Raw genomic sequence first — 21,149 nt, 5'->3', positions numbered from 1 at the left:
TTTCAATTATTCGGAGAAAATAATGTTTACTGCGCCGGGCGGTTATCCTGCAGCCAGCCGGTTGCCATTTGGGCGATATCGAGGATATCTGTTACGCAGTCCTTGTTGGCATCGCCGGGCGGATACGGGTGGTCCAGATCGCCGCATCGGGGCTCAGGAGAGAGCACGCTGAACTGGTAATCGCCCATGGAGTTATACAACTGTATGTAGCAGGTGCCGGCTTCTATATACTGAGTTCTTTCAGCCAGATTATTGTAGCAGTTGAAGTATAAAAGCTCTATAAGGTGTCCGGGCATATCTTCCCGATAAATCTTCATATACTTATAGTTGGAATCGGGATTTTCAAGCTGGAAGACATAATCGCCATCCTGGCCGGCAACGAAAGTAAACCAGTCCTCATCACTGCCGAAATCGCCCATATACTCTATTTCACCTGCGACCATGGTGCCGTCCTTGGGGATTGATGCTGCCTGGTCCCAGGTATTTGGGTAATCATCTGTATAGGAATTGATATCCAGAACCTGCAATGTGTAATATTCTCCTAACCTGTTGTCGTCGCCGCACACATAAATCTTATAGTCATCGCCGTACCAGGATACGAAATTCATATCAGTATCCCAGCCGCGAAGCTCTGTGCCGCAGTCGCCGCTGAATATCTTGAAGTCAACGTTGGAATTCGCTGAATGTGTCAGTTTAACCTGGTAATGATGCAGCGCCTGAGTCTCGAAGACGAACCAGTCCGTATCAAGCGGCGGCCCGCGGGTGATGGTCGCCTCGATCGGTGCTTCATCTACCATTATAGAGTTTGCAGAGCCGCAGTCATTCGAATATTGATCAGGCGGATAGATACCAGCCTGGTCAAATGATATCCAGTAGCCGCCTGAATTGTTATACACAATTGCGTAAACATCTCCGCTCTTTTCAAAGAAAAGCTGATTTGTATTGGTTTTGTTGTAGCTGTTGAAGTAGTAAGTCTCGATGAGCTCTCCGAATTCATCTTCCTGGAATATTTTTATGAACTTATAGTTGGAGTCGGAATTAGATAGAGTAACATTATAAAGGCAGTTTTCCTGCGGGGTAAAGGCAAACCAGTCTTCATCTTCGCCTATATCTGCATCGTAGTCAAGACTGCCGTATATCTGGGTGCCGTCGTCCGTAATACCCGTAGCTTGTTCTGGGATATTGCCGTGGTCATCAGGATAACCGCCCATATCTATGACCTCAAGAGTATAGTATTCACCGAGCTTGTCGTCATCGCCTGATACATATATCTTCACATCTTCGCCAAACCACGACACGATTGTGGCGTCTGTATCCCAGCCGCGGAGCTCAGTGGTGCAGTCACCGCTGTAAATCTTGAAATCCACATTGGCATTGTTACTGTGTGTTAGCAGAATGCGGTATTTGTGAAGCGGGGTCGGCGTGAAAACGAACCAGTCCTCATCCAGCGGCAGGCCCTGCGAAGGGTCGGCGCGGGTTATTGTAGCCTCAACAGCGAGGTCATCGATAACTATCGGGGTGGCATCAACGCAGTTGGCAGAGTGAGCGTCTTCCGGATAAGTCCCTATAGCCTCTATGCTTATAGAATACACTCCATCGGAGTTATATACCTCAAGGTATATATCGTAGGTGCTCTGGAGAAACATTGTCTGGGAATTCTGGTTGTTGTAAGCATTAAAATACATGGCTTCAATCAGATCGCCGAACTCGTCTATCTGGTAAGCTTTAACATACTTGTAGTTTGAGTTCTGGTTTGTCAGGGTTACACGGTACATCGTAACGCCGGCGGCGCTGCACGTAAACCAGTCTTCATCGCCAGAGGTGAGAACCCCCTGTAATGGTGTTCCGTCCGCGGTGATCGGTTCGGCAGTGTCATACGTACTGCCGTAATCCGGGTCCTCGGCATACAAAACACCTATTGACAAAAAGATTGATACCGCCAGCAGAAAGTGAAGCATCTTGTTCATTTTTCATTCCTTCTAAAATAATTATCAATTGTAAATTCATGGCAGATAATTATACAATTTAGATTTCTTAATTACAATTAATTTAAAATAATATTACTTTAAATATCTCTAAGTCTATAATTATTAACGATATAGGTTTAATTCTATTCAGAGTTTTTAAAAAAAAGAGATGACAAGACTGCATTTACACTGCAAAAATTGCCCCCGTAGAGAAAATTCACGAATTTTCTCAAAACGCCGAATGCTGCAAAAAATAATGTAAATAAATATCCTGCCGGCTTTTTCCGTTGTTTCAAGACAATACGCCGCTTTATATAACCTGCCAAAGCCTGCGTTTATCCGCCGGATTATAAACATCTTATACAAAAATCTTAACCGCCTGAAACAGCCGCAGTGGGTTCTGCTATTATTTGCCGTAGGCCTCTTTCGGATCGTACACCTTTTCTGCGTTGAATCTGAGCTTCTTGGGGTCGTTTTTATCCAAAGTTCTGTAAAAACAGGATTTGTAGCCTACATGGCACTGGCCCTGATCAACCTCGACTTTGAGTATCAAACAATCCTGGTCACAGTCAACGAGTATATCGAGCACTTTCTGGAAGTGGCCGCTCTGTTCACCCTTTCGCCAGAGTTTCTTGCGGCTTCTGCTGTAAAACACCGCATTTCCGGTCTTTATCGTCTCATCAAGAGCCTGTTGGTTCATAAAGGCAACCATGAGAATCTCGCCGGTATCGGCTTCCTGGCTGATAGCGGTTATCAGGCCGTCAGCGTTGAATCGCGGCTGAAAATCAAGGCCGTTCTCAATATTTTCCGTGTTATTATTTGATATTGCCATTTAGTTCTCGTTTTTTCTTTGTTTTTATGAGCTATTTACACAATAATACGCTGATGAATAAAAAAATCAAGGCGCAAGTGTTGACTATTCTGCGGTTTGCCGTCGGCATAGCCGTTATAGCCGCTCTGTTATTGATGACCGATTTTGAAAGGGTTGCAGAGCTCACATCGCAGCTTAGTCTTACGGTGATTTTACTTTCGCTGCTGCTCTATCTGGTTCAGGGGTTGTTTCTCGCGGCGCGGTGGCAGGTACTTCTGCGTGCGCAGGACATAATAATACCAACGTCTAAAGTATTTGCCATCGAGTATTTAGGACTGTTTTACAACAATATTCTGTTCAGCAGTCTCGGCGGAGACCTCTTGAGGGCGTGGTATGTAACCGAATATTCAGAAAAGAAGGTTGAGTCCGTTTTTTCGATTGTAGTTGACCGTTTGGCAGGCGTGGCTGTGTTGATTTTCTTCTGCATAGGCGGTATGCTGCTGGTAAATCGTGAAGTATTTGAACTGGGCTATTCCAATGAAAAAATTACTGTAAGCGGCTTGCAAGAAGCACTGAGCGGCAGAACGGCTGTTTTTATCGCTCTGGCACTCGCGGCGGCTCTTGCAGCGGCGGCGTTTTTCTCCCGAGGCCACATAAAATCCGGTCTATCGCTTATAAAGGAGTATTTTCACCGGATTGCGGCAGCGGTAAAGATATACGCAAACAAACGAGCCTATCTTTGCGGTGCTCTTTTTTTCTCCGCCGCGGCACAGATAACCTGCATCACGGGGGTTTACATCGTTGGCAAGGCTCTCGGAGTTGAGGCTCCTGTCAAATATTATTATGTGATTCTGCCGCTATCGTGGTTCGCCTCGAGTGTTCCGGTCAGTCCGGGCGGGATCGGCCTGATGGAGGGCAGTGTAACGGCTATGTTCGCGGCACTGCCGGAAGTCTCTATTGAGCAGGGTCTTATGATAGCTTTTGCCCAGCGGGCACTGCTGATCGCCGGCACCCTGCCGGGAATTTTTATCCATATCGGAGGTTTTCACCTTCCCAGGCGAGCGTGAGAGGGCTGCTGTCCCCAATTCAGCACAGGTGATACAGGGCAAGTCTTTATCGAATTTTAAAATCAAGGAAAAACGCGGCGGAGCGGGGCGGCTTGTTGCGGATGTGGGTTATGTGGTTGATTATCAGCCGCTGAGCCTCAAGCAGCGGCCGCAGCGGTGCCGTATCAAGCTCTGATTCATTTCGCAGCAGAGAAAAACACGTCCTGGAAACCGGTATCTTGTTTACAAACGCCTGTTCACAGTCTCTGCATACCATGCCGCCGGCGTCGCTGGCAAAGTATATACCCGAGGGGTTCGCCGTAAAATTATTACTACTTTGGCCTTCAGCGGCTGGTGATTGCGGCTGCATAATTTTATCAAAAGCAGCCGAACAATTCGCGCATCTGCCGATATCCAGGCCCAGCCCTACATCTTTTAGCAGGTTCATCTGAAACCGTATCAGCAGACGCAGGACCGCTTCCGGGGTTTTGTTCTGCTGAATATTGACCAGAAAGCGCATCACCCTGTCAAAGAGCTGCGGGTGAGGGTCGTTGTTCGAGATAAACGCGGCAAGCATCTCCGCGGCAAAATACGCCCCGTTAAGTCCGGTGCTGCTGGTGCGGGCTGTGCTGAACAGCGGCTTGGGAGCAAAATCGGTTATTGTCGCCAGCCCGCCGCTTTTTGATGGGATATAAATAATTTCGCCGGCGGCAAACAGCTCTACAGCCCCGCCAAAAGCGGATTTATTACGCCGCGAGCCCTTGGCAATGCCGCCAATAACACCTGCGCCGCGTGTGAAAAAGGTTAATATCTGCGAAGTCTCGGAGTAGTCCATCTTGCGTATGCAGAGGCCTGTATCCTTGAGCTGCATTTTAGATCTTCTCTTCTTCTGTTATCTGCATTTTTTCAATGCGAAGGCGTTTTATCTGCCGCTCAGTCGCCGATATTACCGTAAACTTGAGATTGCCGTACATAAAACTCTCGCCGGAATTGGGTATATAGCCCAGGTGTGAGAATACAAAACCGCCGACAGTCTCATAATCCTCGTCCTCGGGCAGTTTGATTTTGAAATCGGCGTTGAGGTCGTCTATATATACCTTGCCATCCATCTCCGCGACATCCTCTGCGCTGAGGCGGAAACTTACCGGCGGCTTTTTCTCGTATTCATCGCGAATCTCGCCGACAAGCTCCTCGAGGATATCTTCAATTGTTACGATACCCGCTGTGCCGCCGTATTCATCCAGCACGACGGCGATATGCTGTTTGGCGTCCTGGAAATCGTGAAGGAGGTCGCGAAGGGGTTTTGATTCGGGCACAAAATACGCTTTTCGCATGATATTTTTTATATTGAAATTATCATCACCGCGGGCGATCTCGCACAGGAGGTCCTTGGCGTAGAGCAGCCCGACAATGTGGTCGATAGTCTTTTTATAGACAGGCAGCCGCGAGTGGCCGGCCTTTATAACGGTATCGACGATAGAGTCGCGGTCGCTTTCTATATCGATTGCCACAAGCTCGGTTCTGGGGGTTATAATCTCGGCGGCGGTTGCCTCGGTCAGGTCAAGCACATTCTCGATCATCGCCAGCTCCTCGGCGTCAACAACGCCGTCCATCCGGCTTTGCTCAACCACATTAAGAAGTTCATCCTGTTTTTCTTCATGCGCCTCTTCGTGGCTCTGTTCGATATGGCCGCTGAGCCGTTTTATAAACAGGTCATAAACCTGCATAACTCCGATAACAGGAGGCCAGAAGATGATGTAAATTGTTTTTACAAGGGGGGTTATCCGTACAAGCATCCTCTCGCCGACGTATTTGCTGACGGGATAGGCTATTGCCAGTGAGAAATTAAACAAAATCAAAAACGAAATGACAATTACAAGTACGCTCTTTAGCATTGCATCGGATATGCCGCCAAAAAGCATATCCACACAAAGGATCGTAATTATATTAAAGATGATTCCCAGCGAGAACATTACAAAGAGGTAGTTTGGTGCCCGCTCGGAAAACTCCAGAAACTCATCTTCCCTGTTCTTTACACGAAACGCCTCATTAAGTTTAAGCGAAGAATATGTCGCAAGCGCAAAACTTACAACAGAAAAAAACAACGACAAGAATGAAGCTGTAACAAGGCTAACTAATAGCCATCCAACATCGTCCACTTAGTATTTATCCGTAAATCAAAAACAATTAAAACCCGCCGCACTCTCAGACGGGATATATTTCATAATCAGCACAAAAAAGTATAAATTTATATAAACAACGCTTTTAAAAAAAATGTGATACATAAATATCAAACCGCATTATAATCTCTGCTCCTGAATATTCAAGCATAGAGATTTTAAATCAGCGGCTTTTACAAGGGGGGTTATATCCTTAAAACTTTTAAGTTCAAGAATAATTTAATTTTTCTAACCATTCTGCCAAAGCACCAGGGAAGCAAAATATCATAACATAGGTCAAAAGAGAGAACGGAAGTCATTTATTCGCAACATTTTTCTTTGTACCTATCAAAATGCAATTGCAAATCATATTCACGAATTTACTCTTTTATAAATCCATGTAAAGTATTTAATAAGAAGGGTTTAAATTAAAAATACAAGAAAAGGGTGTCAGACACCTTTTTAATTCCGTCATTACCGCTCATTCACATTCGCGGCTCGGATTGCTGCGAAATACACCATCACAGCCGCGACGGTGCGGCGTATTCCTATGATTACCTCGGCAACCCGACCAATGCCGCTGATGACGGGCTTTTCTACGGCGTTAACGCTGAAAACAGGGTCGTTGACGTAGATGATTCCTCCGGCGATGTTGCAGGCTACACATACGACATGCTCGGTAGGCGGATAAAGAAAACCGTTGGCTCGTTGACAACGTGGTTCGTCTATGATAAAATGGGCGGCGTGATAGCAGAGTACGAACAGATTGGGACAGGCAGTATAACATGGGCCCGTGACTACGTTTACGGAGCCTCGGGTGAGCTGGTGTGCTGTAACTACCCTCAAAGAGGACTCTCCGGCGGGATAAAAATAAATAGGGACAGTTACCCTTTTAGAAGCGATTTGGCGCGTTTTTTATTGACACGGGCCGGCGGACGTGGCAGTCTAAGTTTCGGTTTATAAAAGTATTAGAATTGCAGTGATGAGTTTGTGACGCAAATGCAGGATTGTCTCAGATTCGTTTAAGAGTAAAATGGAAAAGCAGGCAGGCAGTCGGCTGCGGCCATTACCGTCGGCAGGCCAAAGATACTTAAAAAGAAAGGCAAGGATGCATAAAAAGAATAAAAATACAAATTTAATAGGTAACTGTCCCCTGTTTTCCCAGGCTGCAAAAAGTTTAGGAGGAAACATATGAAAGCAACATTCTTGAAAGGTGGCAACCAATATTTTATTTGTTTAATCCTGATTTTAATCTGGACACCTTTTGTATTGGCTATTATTCAACCGTCTTTAGTTTTTATGTGGTACTCTTTTGTTTTTGTAAGTGTTTTTGTATTAGTTGTGACTTCCCCGATTCTATTGATTGCAATGGTGGTTGTTAGCTGTATCAGAAAAGACAAATTCGGGATAATAATCACGCGGCTAATACTTTCAATAATCTTGCTGTTTTCATTGGTCTTATATATTAATCCAACTACTTTCTTTGGTCTTTACTGTCGTTATAAGATAGCTAATTATGATAATATAAGAAATTGGATAAACACAGTCAGTCTAAATGACAGTCCAGCCGGTTTTAATGGATGTTTACCTTCTTCTTTGAAGTTCGTCAAATTCGGTAATGTCAACATTTATGAAAACAATAATGTTAGATTTCTATCTATGTGGTGGTCCTCCGGCATAATTCAAGTAAACTGGGAACTGATAATTACCGATGTTGGAATAGACAAAAGTACACTACTAACTGATAGCACAATTCGATGTGACGAAGTAAAACCTGGAGTATTTTTGAAATATGAGTCCCTGCCTTAGTATATTAGGATGTTAAATAGGGGACAGTTACCCTTTTAGAAGCGGTTTGCCGCGTTTTTTATTGACACGGGCCGCGGGCGTGGTATTCTAAGTATAGGTTTATAAAGTATTAAAATTGCAGTGGTGAGTTTGTGACGCAAATGCAGGATTGTCTCAGATTCGTTTAAGAGTAAAATGGAAAAGCAGGCAGGCAGTCGGCTGCGGCCATTACCGTCGGCAGGCCAAAGATACTTAAAAAGAAAGGCAAGGATGCAAAAAAAGAATAAAAATACAAATTTAATTGGTAACTGTCCCCTGTTTTTCCCTGTTTTTCCTGTTTTTCCACCAGACAATGGAGGCGGCTGCAAATGAAAAAACTTAAAATCATATTTCTGATAACAATTAGTCTGTATCTGATTTATGCTCTTTTAACAGGCGGATTATACGTGTATAAAGAAAAGAAATTTGAAGAATTAAAAGGGTTTGATCTCTTTTAAGATACAACATGTTTTATTGCAATGAGTTACATGTGTTTTGAAAAGTATAATTGCCGAAAACGTCTGTGACATGTTCGGATTGTACAAGGGTGTCAGACACCCTTTTAATTCCTACTGCATCCTGACTTCGGCGGTAAATTGACGTAAGTCCTTGTAAATAAAGAACTGGAGTTTTTCTTTAGTCACTACAAAGCACTTATCAGGAAAGAACTGCAATCAGAACTCCAAAAAAGATTTTAGACAGATTCTACATCAAAACCGCCAAAGTCGGGAAGACCCCTTCGGGCGAAGGGGCCTTCAGGCAGAGTTCTTATGCCTTTAAAGGGCAGCGTGGAAAGGGTATTTATCAGCCTATCGCGTCGTTTCCGGTTTCGCCGGTTCTAATGCGGATACATTCTTCGAGGTTGATGATAAAAATCTTGCCGTCGCCTATGTTTCCGGTTTTGGCGCCTTTGATAATAGCGTCTATGGTCTTTTTTACGAATTCATCGTTAACGGCTATTTCAATACGCACTTTTTTCAGCAGGTTTACGTCGAACTGGACGCCCCTGTAGCTTTCGTGATAGCCTGCCTGAGCTCCGCATCCCAGCGAGTTAGTAACACTCATCTTTGCAACGTCTTGCTCAGCGAGGCATTTTTTTACATTTTCAAGCCTGTGAGGCTGAATATATGCTATAATTAATTTCATTGTAATGTGTCCTTTTATCTTTATTCTAACTGAAAATCTGGAACCCGCCATAAGATTCCATTCCATGTTCACAAATGTCCAGGCCTCGAAGCTCCTCTGTTTCGCTTGCTCTTAGTCCTATGGTCTTGTCAATGACTTTAAACACCAGTCCCATGGAAAAAGCAATGAATATAACTACTGCGATGATACCTATCAGCTGTGTGCCAAGCTGCATAGGATTTCCGGTGTATAAAAAGCCCTCGATTCCAAGCTCAGGTTTGCCAAAGATTCCTACTGCGAGTGTGCCGAATATGCCGCCTATGCCGTGCACAGGGAACGCTCCGACCGGATCATCAATCTGCAGTTTATCAAGCAGTTCAACACCAAATACAACTAATACGCCGCCGATTACTCCGATAACTATAGCGGCCCATGGGTCAACAAAAGCACACGGTGCTGTTATTGAAACAAGGCCGGCAAGAGAGCCGTTCATTCCCATAGACAGGTCAGGTTTTCCGAACCGCTTCCATACCGTTGTGATCGCGGCGATACCGCCGGCCGCTGCCGCTATGTTAGTGTTAATCGCGACACGCGCGATAAGGTCGCCATTGCCGACAGAGAGACTCGAACAGGAATTAAAACCGAACCAGCCAAACCACAGTATAAAAAGGCCAAGGGATGCAAGAGGGATGCTGTGTGCGGGTATTGCGTTTGGTTTGCCATCGAGGCTGTATTTGCCGTTACGGGGTTTTAGTATGTAGGTGCCGACCAGAGCTGCGACTCCTCCGACCGTGTGAACAACAGCTGATCCGGCGAAATCGGCAAACCCCATCCCTGCCAGCCAACCGCCGCCCCATATCCAGTGCCCTACTATGGGATAGATAAGTGCCGAGATAATGAATGAATAAACGATGTAGGCAACAAACTTCATCCTTTCAGCCATTCCTCCTGCTACAATCGTTGCCGCCGCACCGCAGAATGCTGCCTGGAAAAGCCAGAATGCGAACATTGGTATATCAGCTCCCGATTCAGCGTTTATCAAAAACCATCCTTCGAAGCCCATAAAAGCGTTTCCCGTTCCGAACATGATGGCGTAACCCATTATGAAAAAGCCGATTGAGGCCATGCAGAAGTCAAGGAAGTTTTTGGTAAGTATGTTGCATGTGTTTTTTGCGCGAATAAAGCCGGCTTCAATCATGCCGAAACCTGCCTGCATGAAGAAGACCAGAAACGCTCCAAGAAGCACCCAGAGAGTGTCAATGCCCCGGATTACTGAACCGAGATCAGATCCCGGGATTTCTTCGCCTGCCAGGGCGTTGCCGTTCATTGTCAGGATTGCTGTTAAAGCTATCAGCATAAAACCTATACGGGCGGAGGATTGTTTTCCTTCCTTCATTTTAAAGACCTTTCTCAAAACTCTAATTTTATTTCTTGAAACTTTGATATTAAAGGGAAACTAATTCATGAAGATGTATTGCACAAAACATGCCAGTATTTGACAGCAATGAAGGAAGAGTCTGAAAAATGCTTTAGGAATGATATTTTGTTTTTAGTGCGATTCTTGTAAGTTTTTGTTTTATAAGGATATACGTTTTAGGTCGTTTAGTCCTTATTTCTTGCTGCCGGTTTATATTTTTTAGATTGTAAAGCAATGCAAGTTTTAACTAAAACGTAATGCGTTGAAATTTTAATACAAAAACGTATGCAGAATGGGTTTTAGCTACAAAATTGAAAGACCAGAAGGACGCGATCAGTTACGAAAGCGTCCTTCTCAGAGTTTTGAGAACTACAAATGTAGTGGTCAGAAAATCAAAACTCCGCAATGGTCTTCGTTGTTGGGGTTTTTATAGATTATCCGATCGCGTCATGACCGGTCTCGCCAGTTCTGATCCTGATGCATTCCTCGAGAGGTAATACAAATATCTTTCCGTCGCCGATATTGCCGGTCTTTGCGGAATTAACAATAGTTTCTATTGTCTTTTTGGCGTACTCTTCGTTTACGGCTATTTCAAGTCGAATCTTTTTCAAAAGATTAACATCAAATTCTACGCCGCGGTAGCTCTCGTGGTAGCCTGCCTGCGCTCCGCATCCAAGCGAGTTTGTCACACTCATCTTGGCCACATTTGCCTCGGCGAGAGCTTTTTTTACCTCTTCGAGCTTGTGCGGCTGTATGTAAGCTATTATTAGTTTCATTTGTTATTCTCCGTATTTTTTTTCAGCTATAGCTGTTTAAAATTTTCGCTAAAACATAATTGCTTTAATTATCAGGAGTTGAACACCTGGAATCCCGCATAGGCTTCCATTCCGTGTTCTGTAATGTCGAGTCCTTTGATTTCTTCCTCTGCAGAGGCTCTGAGCCCGAAGACAGATTTTATAGCAAAGAACATTATCAGGCCGATGATGAATGCCCAGGCAAATCCCGCGGCAACTCCGATTATCTGTACCATCAGCTGGTTGATTCCGCCGCCGTAAAACAGTCCTGTGGAATCGCCCCCGCAGGTGTATGCCTCGGCGTTGAAAAGCCCGCACATCAAGGTGCCGAACGCCCCGCATACGCCGTGTACGGAAACCGCACCAACCGGGTCGTCGATTTTGAGTTTGGTATCTATAAAGATTACGCTCAAGACAACAATTATGCCCGCAAGCCCGCCGATAATGACAGAGCCCATCGGGGTTACAGTGTAGCATCCCGCGGTTATGGCTACAAGTCCTGCCAGCCCGCCGTTGAGCGACATAGATGCATCCGGTTTTTTTCCGATAAACCACGATACGATCATAGCTGTGATGGCTCCGGTCGCTGCGGCAAGGTTCGTGGTCACTGCTACGCGGCCGATCTCACCGTCACCGAGTGTGGTTGAGCCCGGGTTGAACCCGAACCAGCCGAACCAGAGGATAAACACGCCAAGCGCCGCCAGTGTTATGTTGTGTCCTGGAATCGCCTTTGCTCTGCCGTCAGGGCCGTATTTGCCAAGGCGCGGGCCAAGAACTATAGCTCCGGCAAGTGCCAGCCAGCCGCCGATTGAATGGACGACGGTCGAGCCGGCAAAGTCTGTCAGTGCCGTTCCCATGATGTCCTCGAGCCAGCCGCCGCCGTTGTGGAGTCCGCCCCAGGCCCATGAGCCGAAAATCGGATAGATGAATGAGCAGATCAGCACGCTGTAAACTATGTATGATTTGAATTTGGTGCGTCCTGCCATTGCGCCGGATACGATAGTCGCCGCGGTGCCGGCAAATACGGTCTGAAATATAAGGAAAGTGTAGTTCCACGAAGCACTTTCGCCGTTTTTTACCACATCGCTGATCATAAAGTCTGTTGTCCCGAAAAGGCCGTTCGAGGCACCGAACATCAGGCCGAATCCTATAAAGAAAAACGCCAGAGAGCCTATAGAGAAGTCCATCAGGTTCTTCATGAGAATGTTTACCGCATTCTTTGCTCTTGTAAAACCTGCCTCAACCATGGCGAAACCGGCCTGCATGAAGAATACCAGAAAAGCCGCCACGCATGTCCATACAATGTTAAGGTTGTTCTGAAGCTCTGACTTCATCGCCTCAATTGCCGCCTCATACCCTGCCGGGGCAGGCTCCTGGGCAAGGGCGGCGGGCCCCAGCAGAAGCAGGATAAACAGTAAGTATTTGATTAGTTTCATATAATAACCTCTTGTTTTGCTGTTCGTTGATTCTTAAAAACTTGTAGATACGCCAATTCCCGTGAAGAAGTAGTCACCGTCGGCGTTTGTTCCGAAGGCCGCCGGCGAAGCATCGTCTATATCGCCAATCAGCCCGACATAATTCACGCTTGGAGTAAGCGTCCAGTTTCCAATCGCGAACGGAAACGCCGCTGAAAGCGTATAATCACTGAATTCACTGTCGGTTACGCCCCAGTAGTCTTTGTTGTAGCCGCTTGAGCCCCAGCCAAGGCTTGCCCCCAGCTCCATTGAGACAGCAATGTCATCAGAGAGCTTTGCCACCTCATCTACTGTGTATCCGATGCCGGCAGTGGCGTAGGTGGAATTAACCGCGTCAAAGTCGTAATAAACAGTCACATAGGGCGAGAGGAATACGTCAAACGCTGCGCCGGCATAGACTTCCTGTGTGTCCGGCAGACTTGGGAACGCGTAGTAGATGTAACCCAGCGATACGTCGATTCCCTCTGTTGCCTCCATTGTGTAGTCCAGATAGAAGTCATGCTCGATGAATTCACTTTCGTTGCCGGTGTAGTCAGTTGTGTCCCAGCTTGACCACCAGCCGGCAGTGATGCCCATGTATGACACTTCCGCCCAGGGCTGGATAGAGTAGTCGTCATTGACCAGGATGCCTCGCCAGATGTATTTGCTCATAAAGTCCGCTCCAACGCCGAATTCAGGTTTTTCCCCGGCCATTAAAGCTGGTGAAAGAATTGCTGTGATAATTAACGCTGCCGTGATTGTTTTCTTGTTCATTTTATTCTCCATAAATTTTGGTAATGTTTTATTGGTTTAAATTTCCTGTTTAGTATGAGACTTCTGATTTAAGACGTTTTTCTGTTTTTCATTTTGTCTCCTTAAAAGTTGTTGTTTATGTGTGTTTCTCAAGTAAGCCGCCGTATTAACTTTTTAAAAGTCGAGCATTCTTTATGGGCGTCTTAATACAAAACCCGTGCCATTTTTTTGCGGGCATCTTCATGAAAATTGTAAAGTATTTAAGATACTGCTCTTATATTAGACATTTCTCATTAAAAAAGGCAGGTCGTATAACTTCAAAAATGTTCACCATGGAGAAAAAGATACAAAAATGTATTAAAATTCAATAAAGATACTTTTTTGTAGGCAAGCAGCCGAAAGGTTTTGCAAATAAATATCGCACAGCAACTGTGGGAAAATAATTATTTTTGAGCATCCTGATGATTTCGGACGTATAATACTTATATGGTCTTATGTGTAGTAAGATTAACAATTCAAGGAGTTTTACAATGAAAAAGTCATTCCTTATTATTGCTGTATTAGCCGCGATGGCGTTGACCGCGAGTTTTGTAGCCGCCAACAAAGCCAGTTCGGGCGAAGGTTATTGCATTACAGTCTCGCCAAAGACACTGGTGCTGAGCAGTCCGGACACAATTGTAACTGTTCATTCAAATATTCCCTACGGTCTGGTTGTTTGTGAGAGTCTGACTCTTGACGATATCGCCGCGACCTATACCAAGGCAGATGCCTGCGGTGACCTTGTAGTTAAATTTGAAAGAGCCGACGTAAAGGGTGTAGTTGAGCCGGGTCAGGCAGTTCTAACGCTTTCGGGAGAACTGGCAGACGGCAGCCTGTTCAAAGTATCAGATACGATAACCGTCAAAGAATAAAGACGTCTTCGTAATTGACAGCTGCCGATTTATGTTTAAATGAGCATCAAGGCGGCTTTTGCAGAGATGTTTTATCTCGGCGGTGTTTTTCTTGTTTTATCGCGGCTAAAAGGCGTTGACATTTAATGCTTTGGCAGGCATAATCTCTGTATATGGCTACTTTGTTGAAGACAACTTTTTACTGTATCTGCATTGCCGTGGGCATCATGGCGGTATTTCTGTCTATACTTGCCCCGGAGATAGAGACTTATTACCAGAACAAAATCAGGCTTGCGCAGACCCAGGCCGAGATCGCCGCGATCAAGGAGCGGCTCTTTGAGTTTAATCAGTTTATAAGCCGGGCGTCTAAAGATCAGGATGTAATAAATATACTCTATGAGTCGCAGCTTGGACTCAATCCCGAGAATACCGAGGAGATTATGTTTCCGGCGGTTGACATAGCCAAAAAAGCCGCCGCACAGCAGGCTCTGGCTAAAATTATGGAGCTGCCCGAGTCCAATATGCCCGAGGTGCCTGAAATCATACACCGGCTCAACCGCAAAGACGTTAGAAACGTTCTTATTTTGGCCGGAGCGGCATTGATATTAACTGCCTATATTTTCGTTATTGGCATTGTTCCGTCGTCCCAAAAAATGAAAAATGAAGAAAAAAAAGAAATATAACAGTTTTTTACTGTATTTATCTTCTTGAATGATAAGCAGATAGCAAAAAATAGAAAAATGCCGAAAAAAAATTGACTTTTTCTAAACAACTGGTACTTTTTTTCGTATAATATATCAAACAAAGCTCTTTAAAAAACAGTTAATAGCGAATGAGAACGGAGACGAAACAGGTTTTAGAACCGATTTCGTTTCTTCTCCTTTTTTCTCTATAGAAACACTAATTAGACCCCTTTTCATCTTGTACTCAGGCCGCCCTATCTTCCCCCCCAGGGCGGCCTCCTTTTTTTACCCCTTGTATTAACTGTACTTCTCCTTTGCCGTTTGAGTGCCGCACTCTCGTCTTTTCACTGCTCTTAAGCGGCGGCACCGTATCCTGATCAGCAGTTTGTGCAATTCAAGCAGCGTGTTGATTTTATAATCCGGAGCGAAACTCCCGCTGTTCAATCTTGAACTTATTTATGATAAACGCAAAATTATATGGTTTTAGTTTTTGCTTTCCAGCCCATGACTGATGTGTTATAATCTTTGAATGCCGGCGGGGGCGGCCCGCCGTGAAAAGAGCAGAATAACGGGATTTTAAACTGAGAAACCCGCCTGGAGTTTCTCTAAACGATAATAATTGGAAAAAATACGAGATCAGCTACAAGTCGCAGGAGAAAGAGCGGTGCTCGTCGCGGCGCATCCGAAAACCGCGGATTATTACAATGACGATCTGGCCGAGCTGACCAGCCTGGCAAAGACCGCTGAAGTAATAATTGTTGACCGCTTTCAGCAGAAAATTAAGGAAATCAACCCGGCAACCTACATTGGCAGGGGCAAGGCCGAGATGCTTGCGCAGCGCGTGCAGATAAACAGGGCCGACATGGTGATTTTCGATAACGACCTGTCCCCAAACCAGATACGCGAATTAGAGGCGATCCTCGAGGTTAAGGTTCTCGACAGAAGTGAGCTGATTCTTGATATTTTTGCCTCGACCGCCCAGACACGCCAGGCCAAACTCCAGGTAGAACTTGCCCAGCTTGAGTACACCTACCCGAGATTGACGCGCATGTGGAGCCACCTCGACTCTGTCGCAGGAGCGGGCGGCGGAACGGCTGCCGGCGCTGTAGGCGGCGTAGGTACCAGGGGTACCGGCGAGAAACAGCTCGAAATCGACCGGCGGCTCGTCAATAAGCGGATAACTGACCTCAAACGTGAGCTCGCTGTGATCGAAAAACGCCGCGAACGCCAGATCGAATCGCGCAAGAACGTTTATAAGGCCTGTCTTGTCGGCTATACAAATGCCGGCAAAAGCACCTTTATGAACGCGGTAACAAATGCAGGGGTCTTCGCCGAGGACAGGCTCTTCGCAACTCTCGATACCCGAACCCGCAAGTGGAAGCTCGACGGCACAACAGAGGTGCTGCTCAGCGATACAGTCGGGTTTGTACGCCATCTGCCGCACCAGCTTGTGGAATCGTTCAAAGCGACACTGGCCGAGGCGGTAAACGCGGACCTGCTGCTGCATATTGTCGATGTCAGCTCGGATGAGGTGTTCGAGCAGATAAAGAGTGTCAACACGGTGCTCAAGGAAATCGGCTGCGAGAAAAAGAAAATGCTGATCATCCTCAACAAGATAGACGCTATAAAGAACATCTCGGTTCTGGAGGCCCTGACCACGATACACCCCGACGCGATACCGGTCAGCGCTTCGAGAGGCGAGGGGATTGAGCCGGTCATCGAGAGAATCACAGGATTTATCCGCGGCGAGTCGGTAACGGCAAGAATCCGTATCGGCGTGGCAAACGGAAAACTCCAGAGCTATCTTCACGCCAACAGCGAGATAGTCTCGCAGGATTACAATGATAATTATGTTGACTTTGTAGTCAGGCTCGGCGAAAAGACCCTGCCCGTCGTTCAGTCGATGAAGCCGGAAAGCGTCGAGCTGGTCAAATAACAGAGAACAATTACAAAAAGGTAGAAACGCGGATTTCGCGGAAAGCAGGCCGGCTTTTTAGTGAAATTCGCATCTAATGCAATTATGAATGATACACCAAAGACATATAAATCAGTTTCAATAATCGGCGACGGCGCGATGGCGACGGTCTGTTCTATGATTTTGGCATCCAACGGCGTTGATGTAAAAATCTGGGGCCACGACAAGGATCAGCTCCGGCAGTTCGAGCAAAACCGCGAAAACGTGCGTTTTCTGCCCGGCTACAAAATACTTGATTCGATCAGATTCTGCTATGAAGACGATGCCGCCTTCAACGGCTGCGAGCTGGTGCTCTCTGCGGTGCCGTGTCAGTATGTACGCGGCGTATTCAAGCGGCTCAAACCGCATTATCCTGACGGCCTGGGCATCGTATCAGTAGCCAAGGGTATTGAAAACTCAACGCTGCTTCTGCCGACACAGGTAATCAGGCAGGTACTTGAATCAACCGAAGATATCGGCGTGCTCTCTGGCCCGACTATTGCCGATGAGCTGGCGCAGAATCTGCCGGCCTCGGCGTGTGCCGCGGGCAGCAGTGAAGTCTTCGCCCGCAGGGTTCAGCAGACCTTCAGCACGCCGCACTTCCGCGTGTACTACAATCATGATGTGATGGGAGTTGAGCTTGCGGGGGCGCTGAAAAACGTCATTGCGATTGCCGCCGGTATCATCGACGGGCTCAAACTCGGCGACAACGCTAAGGCCGCACTGGTCGCCCGAGGAATCGTGGAGATCAGCCGGCTGGGCAGAGAGCTCGGAGCGGAAAACGATACTTTCTACGGGCTCAGCGGCGTGGGAGATCTGATTACAACCTGCATCTCGCCAAAGGGCAGAAACCGCTCATTCGGCCAGCGGCTCGGCTCGGGAATGAGCGCAAAAGATGCCCTTGCCGCGACAAACAGCGTTGTCGAGGGCGTGGCGACCTGTGAGTCGGTCAGCCAGCTTGCTGAAAAGGTCAATGTTGATATGCCGATTATAAACGCTGTATATAATATCATCCACGGCCGCATGAATATTCAGCAGGCACTGGATGCATTGATGCAGCGGGAGCTGAAACCAGAATAACCGATTTTTACCGGTACAGTAAGGCTTGTCGGAGTGGTAAACGATCTGTTGTGAAATATTAACGGGCAAGCGGTTGAACATGAAACCCGTCAGGCACATTTTACACGTTGATATGGATGCGTTTTACGCGTCTGTGGAACAGCTTGATAACCCGCAGCTTCGGGGCAGGCCGGTAGTTGTCGGCTCACTCGCCGAGCAGAGAGGCGTTGTCGCGGCGGCGTCGTACGAGGCGAGGCGTTTCGGCATCAGGAGTGCCATGCCTATGAGCCGGGCAGTGCGGCAGTGCAAAGAGCTTGTTATAATGCCGGTTCGCATGAAAAGGTACAAAGAGATTTCCCGCAGGATTCACGCGATTTTCCACGAGTTTACGCCGCAGGTCGAGCCGCTCTCTATCGATGAGGCGTTCCTGGATATTACCGGCTGCGAAAAGCTCTTCGGGCCCGCCCGTCAAATCGCAGTGATGATAAAAGAGCGGATACGCGAACAAACCGGACTGACCGCCTCGGTGGGCCTGGCTCCGAATAAATTTCTGGCAAAGCTCGCCTCTGATCTGGAAAAGCCGGACGGACTGGTGGTAATCACAGATGATAACAAGCAGGCGATTCTTGACCCGCTGCCGGTAAGGCGTATATGGGGAATCGGTGAGGCGGCGGCAAAACGGCTCCAGGAGTTCGGCATAAAAACGATTTATGATTTGCGAAATTATCCGGCGGTGCACCTGGCGGCGATAACCGACCAGGCCGGGAAGATCCAGCAGCTTGCAAACGGAATCGACGACCGGCCGGTTATAAGCGAAGAGAGGCCCAAGAGCTTTTCAAGCGAAGAGACTTTTGCCAAAGATATCAGCTCATTGGAAAGGCTCAGAGATATACTCAGCTCTCAGATAGAAGAGGTGACGGCGATTTTGCGAAGGCATAACATGTTTGCACGGACACTCACCCTGAAATTCAGGTATGCCGACTTTGAGACCATAACCCGCAGCCGCACACTCGGCCGGGCCTCCCAGGCCACAGATACCTTCCGCGGCGCGGCGTTTGAGCTGTTTGAAACGTGGCAGAAAACCCGCAAGGGCCCGATCCGCCTGCTGGGCTTCGGCGTCTCAAACCTCTCTGAAACACCGCCGGCAAAAGAGCTGTTCGAGGACGGCTCGGAGGAAAAACGCCTGCGACTGGATACAACGCTTGATAAAATCAGAAACAAATTCGGCGACTCGTCACTTCACCGCGGATAAACTTTGAAAACACACTAAAGTGTGAACTCTTGCAACTGATCCAAACGCTTTCACTGCATGATCAGCTATAACAGCCTTGTGGTTTCTGTCGGGCGGGGGACCTTGACTACTAATATTCGGACAACCGCGTCGGTTTCGTTGTGCCAGCAGTGGGGTATTTTTGCGGGGCTTTCGATCAGCGTGTCAGCCGCGGCCTGCTGTTTCTCATCGCCGATTTCAACCACCCCGACTCCCTCGAGAACGTAAAAGAATACATCTACGGGAGTGATATGTTTCTTCAGCGACTCGCCCGGCTTTAATGTGATATGCATCACCTGCGCGTTTTCAGTGTCGTAAAGTTTGCTCACATCAACCTTGTGCGGGTTCTCAATTGTTTGGGCCTGTTTTGCGTTTATCGTTTTCATCAGTTTGTTCTCCTTAAATATGAAATCTCAGTTATCATTTCAGCTGCACCAATTAGGTATATAATTTCTCTCTGCCCGGAACAGCTCTGCCGCCATTTTTCGTATCTCTTCGGGTGAGCATACTGCCGCGCTGAGCGGGTCGAACATCATGGCGTGAATAATCATCTCACGGTTCTGCTCAATTATTCCCTGTGCGCATAACTGGTACACAGACTGATGTGACCTGCACACCGCCGCGAGCTGCTCGGGCAGCGGGCCGAAATAGGTGGGCAGATAACCGCGTCTGTCAACCAGCACCGGCACCTCGGCAACGCATGTCTGGAGCAGATTATCGATCAGGCCGGTATTAGCAACGGTTGCATTGCAGGTAAACGGCCTGTTAAGACGGTGCGCCTCGATAATATAAGATGCGTATTCATGCCCTCGCTGCAGCGGTATCTCTTTCGTGCCGGCAAGCATTTTCTTCTTATCTTCATCTTGCTGTTTGCGCCATTTTGGCCATTGCGTGCGGTAAAAGCCGCTGCCGCCAAGGTAGCCGCCGCGGCAGAATTTCTTGATAAGCTCTTTTCTCTTGCGGTACCACGGCACATATTCCGAGAAATGGCCGCTGGACTCGGTTACAAAATAGCCCAGATGTTTCATGACGTCGAACCTTACCGGGTCTTTCTCGTATATTTTTTTCTTCTTCATCGCCGCGAACAGGTCGGGGTAGAGGTCTTTGCCTTCGGCCTTTAGCTCGGTCATCCACGCAACATGATTGATGCCTCCGCAGCGGTAAAGCAGCTGCTCATAGGGTATATCCAGATACGATGCGAGGGCTTTGGACGTGGCCTGGACGGAGTGGCACAGCCCGACCATCTGCATAGGGCTTGAGAGCAGTGCCGCCTGCATAATTATTGACATCGGGTTCGTATAATTCATAAACAGGGCATCGGGGCAGAGCTTTTCGCAGTCGGCCAGTATATCCAGAATCGAAGGCAGAGTCCTCAGCGCCTTCATGATGCCGCCGGGGCCGATCGTATCGCCGATGCACTGGTCAATACCGTACTTGAGCGGAATATCGTTATCCCAGCGCACGCATTTTGTGCCCGAGACCTCGATGGAATTGATTACATAATCTGAATCGGGCAAAACCCTTCTCCGGTCAACGCTTGATTTGATCTTCCAGCCCTTTCTGCCGGTCAGCTCTGCAATCTTCTTTGCCAGATTGGTGCTGATATCCAGGCGCCGTTTATCAATATCGACAAGATTTATAACGCCCTCATCCAGGCCCTCAATGTTCAATATATCGGTAACCAGCGGCTGTGAAAAAAGACTGCCGGCCCCTAAAAGTGTAATCTTCACCATGTTAAAAAGCCCTGTATAAAACTTTATTCTGGTTTTAACAGCTTTTACTGCTGCGGTCATTTGTATTATTGCGGCAAATAACCGGATTGTCAATCGGATTATTTGCCGCTAAAGTGCAACTCTGCACGTGTTTGAAGTTAATTTTGGTAGAGCAAATTCACGAATTTGCTCAAAACCGTCCATCTGCAACAGATTTAAACAAATACA

The 21,149-nt window shown here is 47.1% G+C and carries 18 protein-coding genes; 7 read left to right on the top strand and 11 right to left on the bottom strand.

The window, feature by feature from the left end; genetic code table 11:
- Positions 1-26: 26 nt before the first annotated feature.
- Positions 27-1,967 (bottom strand): hypothetical protein, encoded by a 1,941-nt coding sequence (locus tag SMSP2_RS10125; protein ID WP_146683839.1) that lies wholly within the window; start codon positions 1,965-1,967, stop codon positions 27-29.
- A 406-nt stretch (positions 1,968-2,373) separates the two neighbouring features.
- Positions 2,374-2,799 (bottom strand): phosphoribosyl-AMP cyclohydrolase, encoded by a 426-nt coding sequence (gene hisI / locus SMSP2_RS10120; RefSeq protein WP_146683838.1) that lies wholly within the window; start codon positions 2,797-2,799, stop codon positions 2,374-2,376.
- Positions 2,800-2,852: 53 nt separating this feature from the next.
- Between hisI and SMSP2_RS10115 the strand changes: the two genes are divergently transcribed.
- The gene (locus tag SMSP2_RS10115; RefSeq protein ID WP_186804674.1) at positions 2,853-3,845 is read left to right on the top strand and encodes a lysylphosphatidylglycerol synthase transmembrane domain-containing protein; all 993 of its coding nucleotides are present in this window, start codon (positions 2,853-2,855) and stop codon (positions 3,843-3,845) included.
- A gap of 46 nt (positions 3,846-3,891) precedes the next feature.
- On the opposite strand, the gene recO is transcribed toward SMSP2_RS10115, so the two are convergent.
- Positions 3,892-4,695 carry a DNA repair protein RecO gene (recO, locus tag SMSP2_RS10110; protein WP_146683836.1) on the bottom strand — a complete coding sequence of 268 codons (804 nt, stop codon included), beginning with the start codon at positions 4,693-4,695 and terminating at the stop codon, positions 3,892-3,894.
- Position 4,696: 1 nt separating this feature from the next.
- The gene (locus tag SMSP2_RS10105) at positions 4,697-5,983 is read right to left on the bottom strand and encodes a hemolysin family protein (protein WP_146683835.1); all 1,287 of its coding nucleotides are present in this window, start codon (positions 5,981-5,983) and stop codon (positions 4,697-4,699) included.
- Positions 5,984-6,430: 447 nt separating this feature from the next.
- Here SMSP2_RS10105 and SMSP2_RS10100 point away from each other — a divergent pair, with 447 nt between their 5' ends.
- The gene (locus SMSP2_RS10100) at positions 6,431-6,946 is read left to right on the top strand and encodes a hypothetical protein (protein WP_146683834.1); all 516 of its coding nucleotides are present in this window, start codon (positions 6,431-6,433) and stop codon (positions 6,944-6,946) included.
- A 1,668-nt stretch (positions 6,947-8,614) separates the two neighbouring features.
- Here SMSP2_RS10100 and SMSP2_RS10095 read toward each other — a convergent pair.
- From SMSP2_RS10095 to SMSP2_RS10075, 5 genes are all read right to left on the bottom strand, one after another.
- Entirely contained in the window at positions 8,615-8,956 is a 342-nt protein-coding gene (locus SMSP2_RS10095; protein WP_146683833.1) for a P-II family nitrogen regulator, read from the bottom strand.
- 25 nt (positions 8,957-8,981) lie between these two features.
- Entirely contained in the window at positions 8,982-10,331 is a 1,350-nt protein-coding gene (locus SMSP2_RS10090) for an ammonium transporter (RefSeq protein ID WP_186804673.1), read from the bottom strand.
- Positions 10,332-10,786: 455 nt separating this feature from the next.
- A complete protein-coding gene (locus SMSP2_RS10085; RefSeq protein ID WP_146683832.1) occupies positions 10,787-11,128 on the bottom strand; it encodes a P-II family nitrogen regulator in 342 nt (113 codons plus the stop codon).
- A 71-nt stretch (positions 11,129-11,199) separates the two neighbouring features.
- On the bottom strand, positions 11,200-12,582 hold the full coding sequence (locus SMSP2_RS10080; protein WP_146683831.1) for an ammonium transporter: 1,383 nt from the start codon (positions 12,580-12,582) through the stop codon (positions 11,200-11,202).
- 33 nt (positions 12,583-12,615) lie between these two features.
- Positions 12,616-13,374 (bottom strand): TorF family putative porin, encoded by a 759-nt coding sequence (locus tag SMSP2_RS10075; RefSeq protein ID WP_146683830.1) that lies wholly within the window; start codon positions 13,372-13,374, stop codon positions 12,616-12,618.
- Positions 13,375-13,883: 509 nt separating this feature from the next.
- Between SMSP2_RS10075 and SMSP2_RS10070 the strand changes: the two genes are divergently transcribed.
- From SMSP2_RS10070 to dinB, 5 genes are all read left to right on the top strand, one after another.
- Positions 13,884-14,264, top strand: a complete 381-nt coding sequence (locus SMSP2_RS10070; protein WP_146683829.1) for a hypothetical protein — start codon at positions 13,884-13,886, stop codon at positions 14,262-14,264.
- A 152-nt stretch (positions 14,265-14,416) separates the two neighbouring features.
- Positions 14,417-14,926 carry a hypothetical protein gene (locus SMSP2_RS10065; RefSeq protein ID WP_146683828.1) on the top strand — a complete coding sequence of 170 codons (510 nt, stop codon included), beginning with the start codon at positions 14,417-14,419 and terminating at the stop codon, positions 14,924-14,926.
- Positions 14,927-15,545: 619 nt separating this feature from the next.
- A complete protein-coding gene (gene hflX / locus SMSP2_RS10060; RefSeq protein ID WP_146683827.1) occupies positions 15,546-16,862 on the top strand; it encodes a GTPase HflX in 1,317 nt (438 codons plus the stop codon).
- Between the two features lie 84 nt (positions 16,863-16,946).
- Complete coding sequence (locus SMSP2_RS10055; RefSeq protein ID WP_146683826.1) at positions 16,947-17,960, top strand: NAD(P)H-dependent glycerol-3-phosphate dehydrogenase; 1,014 nt, start codon at positions 16,947-16,949, stop codon at positions 17,958-17,960.
- A 79-nt stretch (positions 17,961-18,039) separates the two neighbouring features.
- Entirely contained in the window at positions 18,040-19,191 is a 1,152-nt protein-coding gene (dinB, locus tag SMSP2_RS10050) for a DNA polymerase IV (RefSeq protein WP_146683825.1), read from the top strand.
- A 65-nt stretch (positions 19,192-19,256) separates the two neighbouring features.
- Here the strand turns inward: dinB and SMSP2_RS10045 are convergent, their stop codons facing one another.
- Both SMSP2_RS10045 and melA read right to left on the bottom strand, forming a co-directional pair.
- Entirely contained in the window at positions 19,257-19,595 is a 339-nt protein-coding gene (locus tag SMSP2_RS10045) for a cupin domain-containing protein (RefSeq protein ID WP_146683824.1), read from the bottom strand.
- Between the two features lie 39 nt (positions 19,596-19,634).
- Positions 19,635-21,002 (bottom strand): alpha-galactosidase, encoded by a 1,368-nt coding sequence (gene melA, locus SMSP2_RS10040; protein ID WP_222566321.1) that lies wholly within the window; start codon positions 21,000-21,002, stop codon positions 19,635-19,637.
- Positions 21,003-21,149: the final 147 nt, after the last annotated feature.

This window comes from Limihaloglobus sulfuriphilus, from assembly GCF_001999965.1.
GTDB lineage: Bacteria > Planctomycetota > Phycisphaerae > Sedimentisphaerales > Sedimentisphaeraceae > Limihaloglobus > Limihaloglobus sulfuriphilus.
The sequence above is the reverse complement of the archived record's forward strand: the minus strand, read 5'-3'. Positions and strand labels throughout refer to the sequence as shown.

Coding starts and splice junctions, on each gene's coding strand:
- SMSP2_RS10125 (WP_146683839.1), bottom strand. CDS start 1,967: ATGAACAAGATGCTTCACTTTCTGCTGGCGGTATCAATCTTTTTGTCA.
- hisI (WP_146683838.1), bottom strand. CDS start 2,799: ATGGCAATATCAAATAATAACACGGAAAATATTGAGAACGGCCTTGAT.
- SMSP2_RS10115 (WP_186804674.1), top strand. CDS start 2,853: ATGAATAAAAAAATCAAGGCGCAAGTGTTGACTATTCTGCGGTTTGCC.
- recO (WP_146683836.1), bottom strand. CDS start 4,695: ATGCAGCTCAAGGATACAGGCCTCTGCATACGCAAGATGGACTACTCC.
- SMSP2_RS10095 (WP_146683833.1), bottom strand. CDS start 8,956: ATGAAATTAATTATAGCATATATTCAGCCTCACAGGCTTGAAAATGTA.
- SMSP2_RS10090 (WP_186804673.1), bottom strand. CDS start 10,331: ATGAAGGAAGGAAAACAATCCTCCGCCCGTATAGGTTTTATGCTGATA.
- SMSP2_RS10085 (WP_146683832.1), bottom strand. CDS start 11,128: ATGAAACTAATAATAGCTTACATACAGCCGCACAAGCTCGAAGAGGTA.
- SMSP2_RS10080 (WP_146683831.1), bottom strand. CDS start 12,582: ATGAAACTAATCAAATACTTACTGTTTATCCTGCTTCTGCTGGGGCCC.
- SMSP2_RS10075 (WP_146683830.1), bottom strand. CDS start 13,374: ATGAACAAGAAAACAATCACGGCAGCGTTAATTATCACAGCAATTCTT.
- SMSP2_RS10070 (WP_146683829.1), top strand. CDS start 13,884: ATGAAAAAGTCATTCCTTATTATTGCTGTATTAGCCGCGATGGCGTTG.
- SMSP2_RS10065 (WP_146683828.1), top strand. CDS start 14,417: ATGGCTACTTTGTTGAAGACAACTTTTTACTGTATCTGCATTGCCGTG.
- SMSP2_RS10055 (WP_146683826.1), top strand. CDS start 16,947: ATGAATGATACACCAAAGACATATAAATCAGTTTCAATAATCGGCGAC.
- dinB (WP_146683825.1), top strand. CDS start 18,040: ATGAAACCCGTCAGGCACATTTTACACGTTGATATGGATGCGTTTTAC.
- SMSP2_RS10045 (WP_146683824.1), bottom strand. CDS start 19,595: ATGAAAACGATAAACGCAAAACAGGCCCAAACAATTGAGAACCCGCAC.
- melA (WP_222566321.1), bottom strand. CDS start 21,002: ATGACCGCAGCAGTAAAAGCTGTTAAAACCAGAATAAAGTTTTATACA.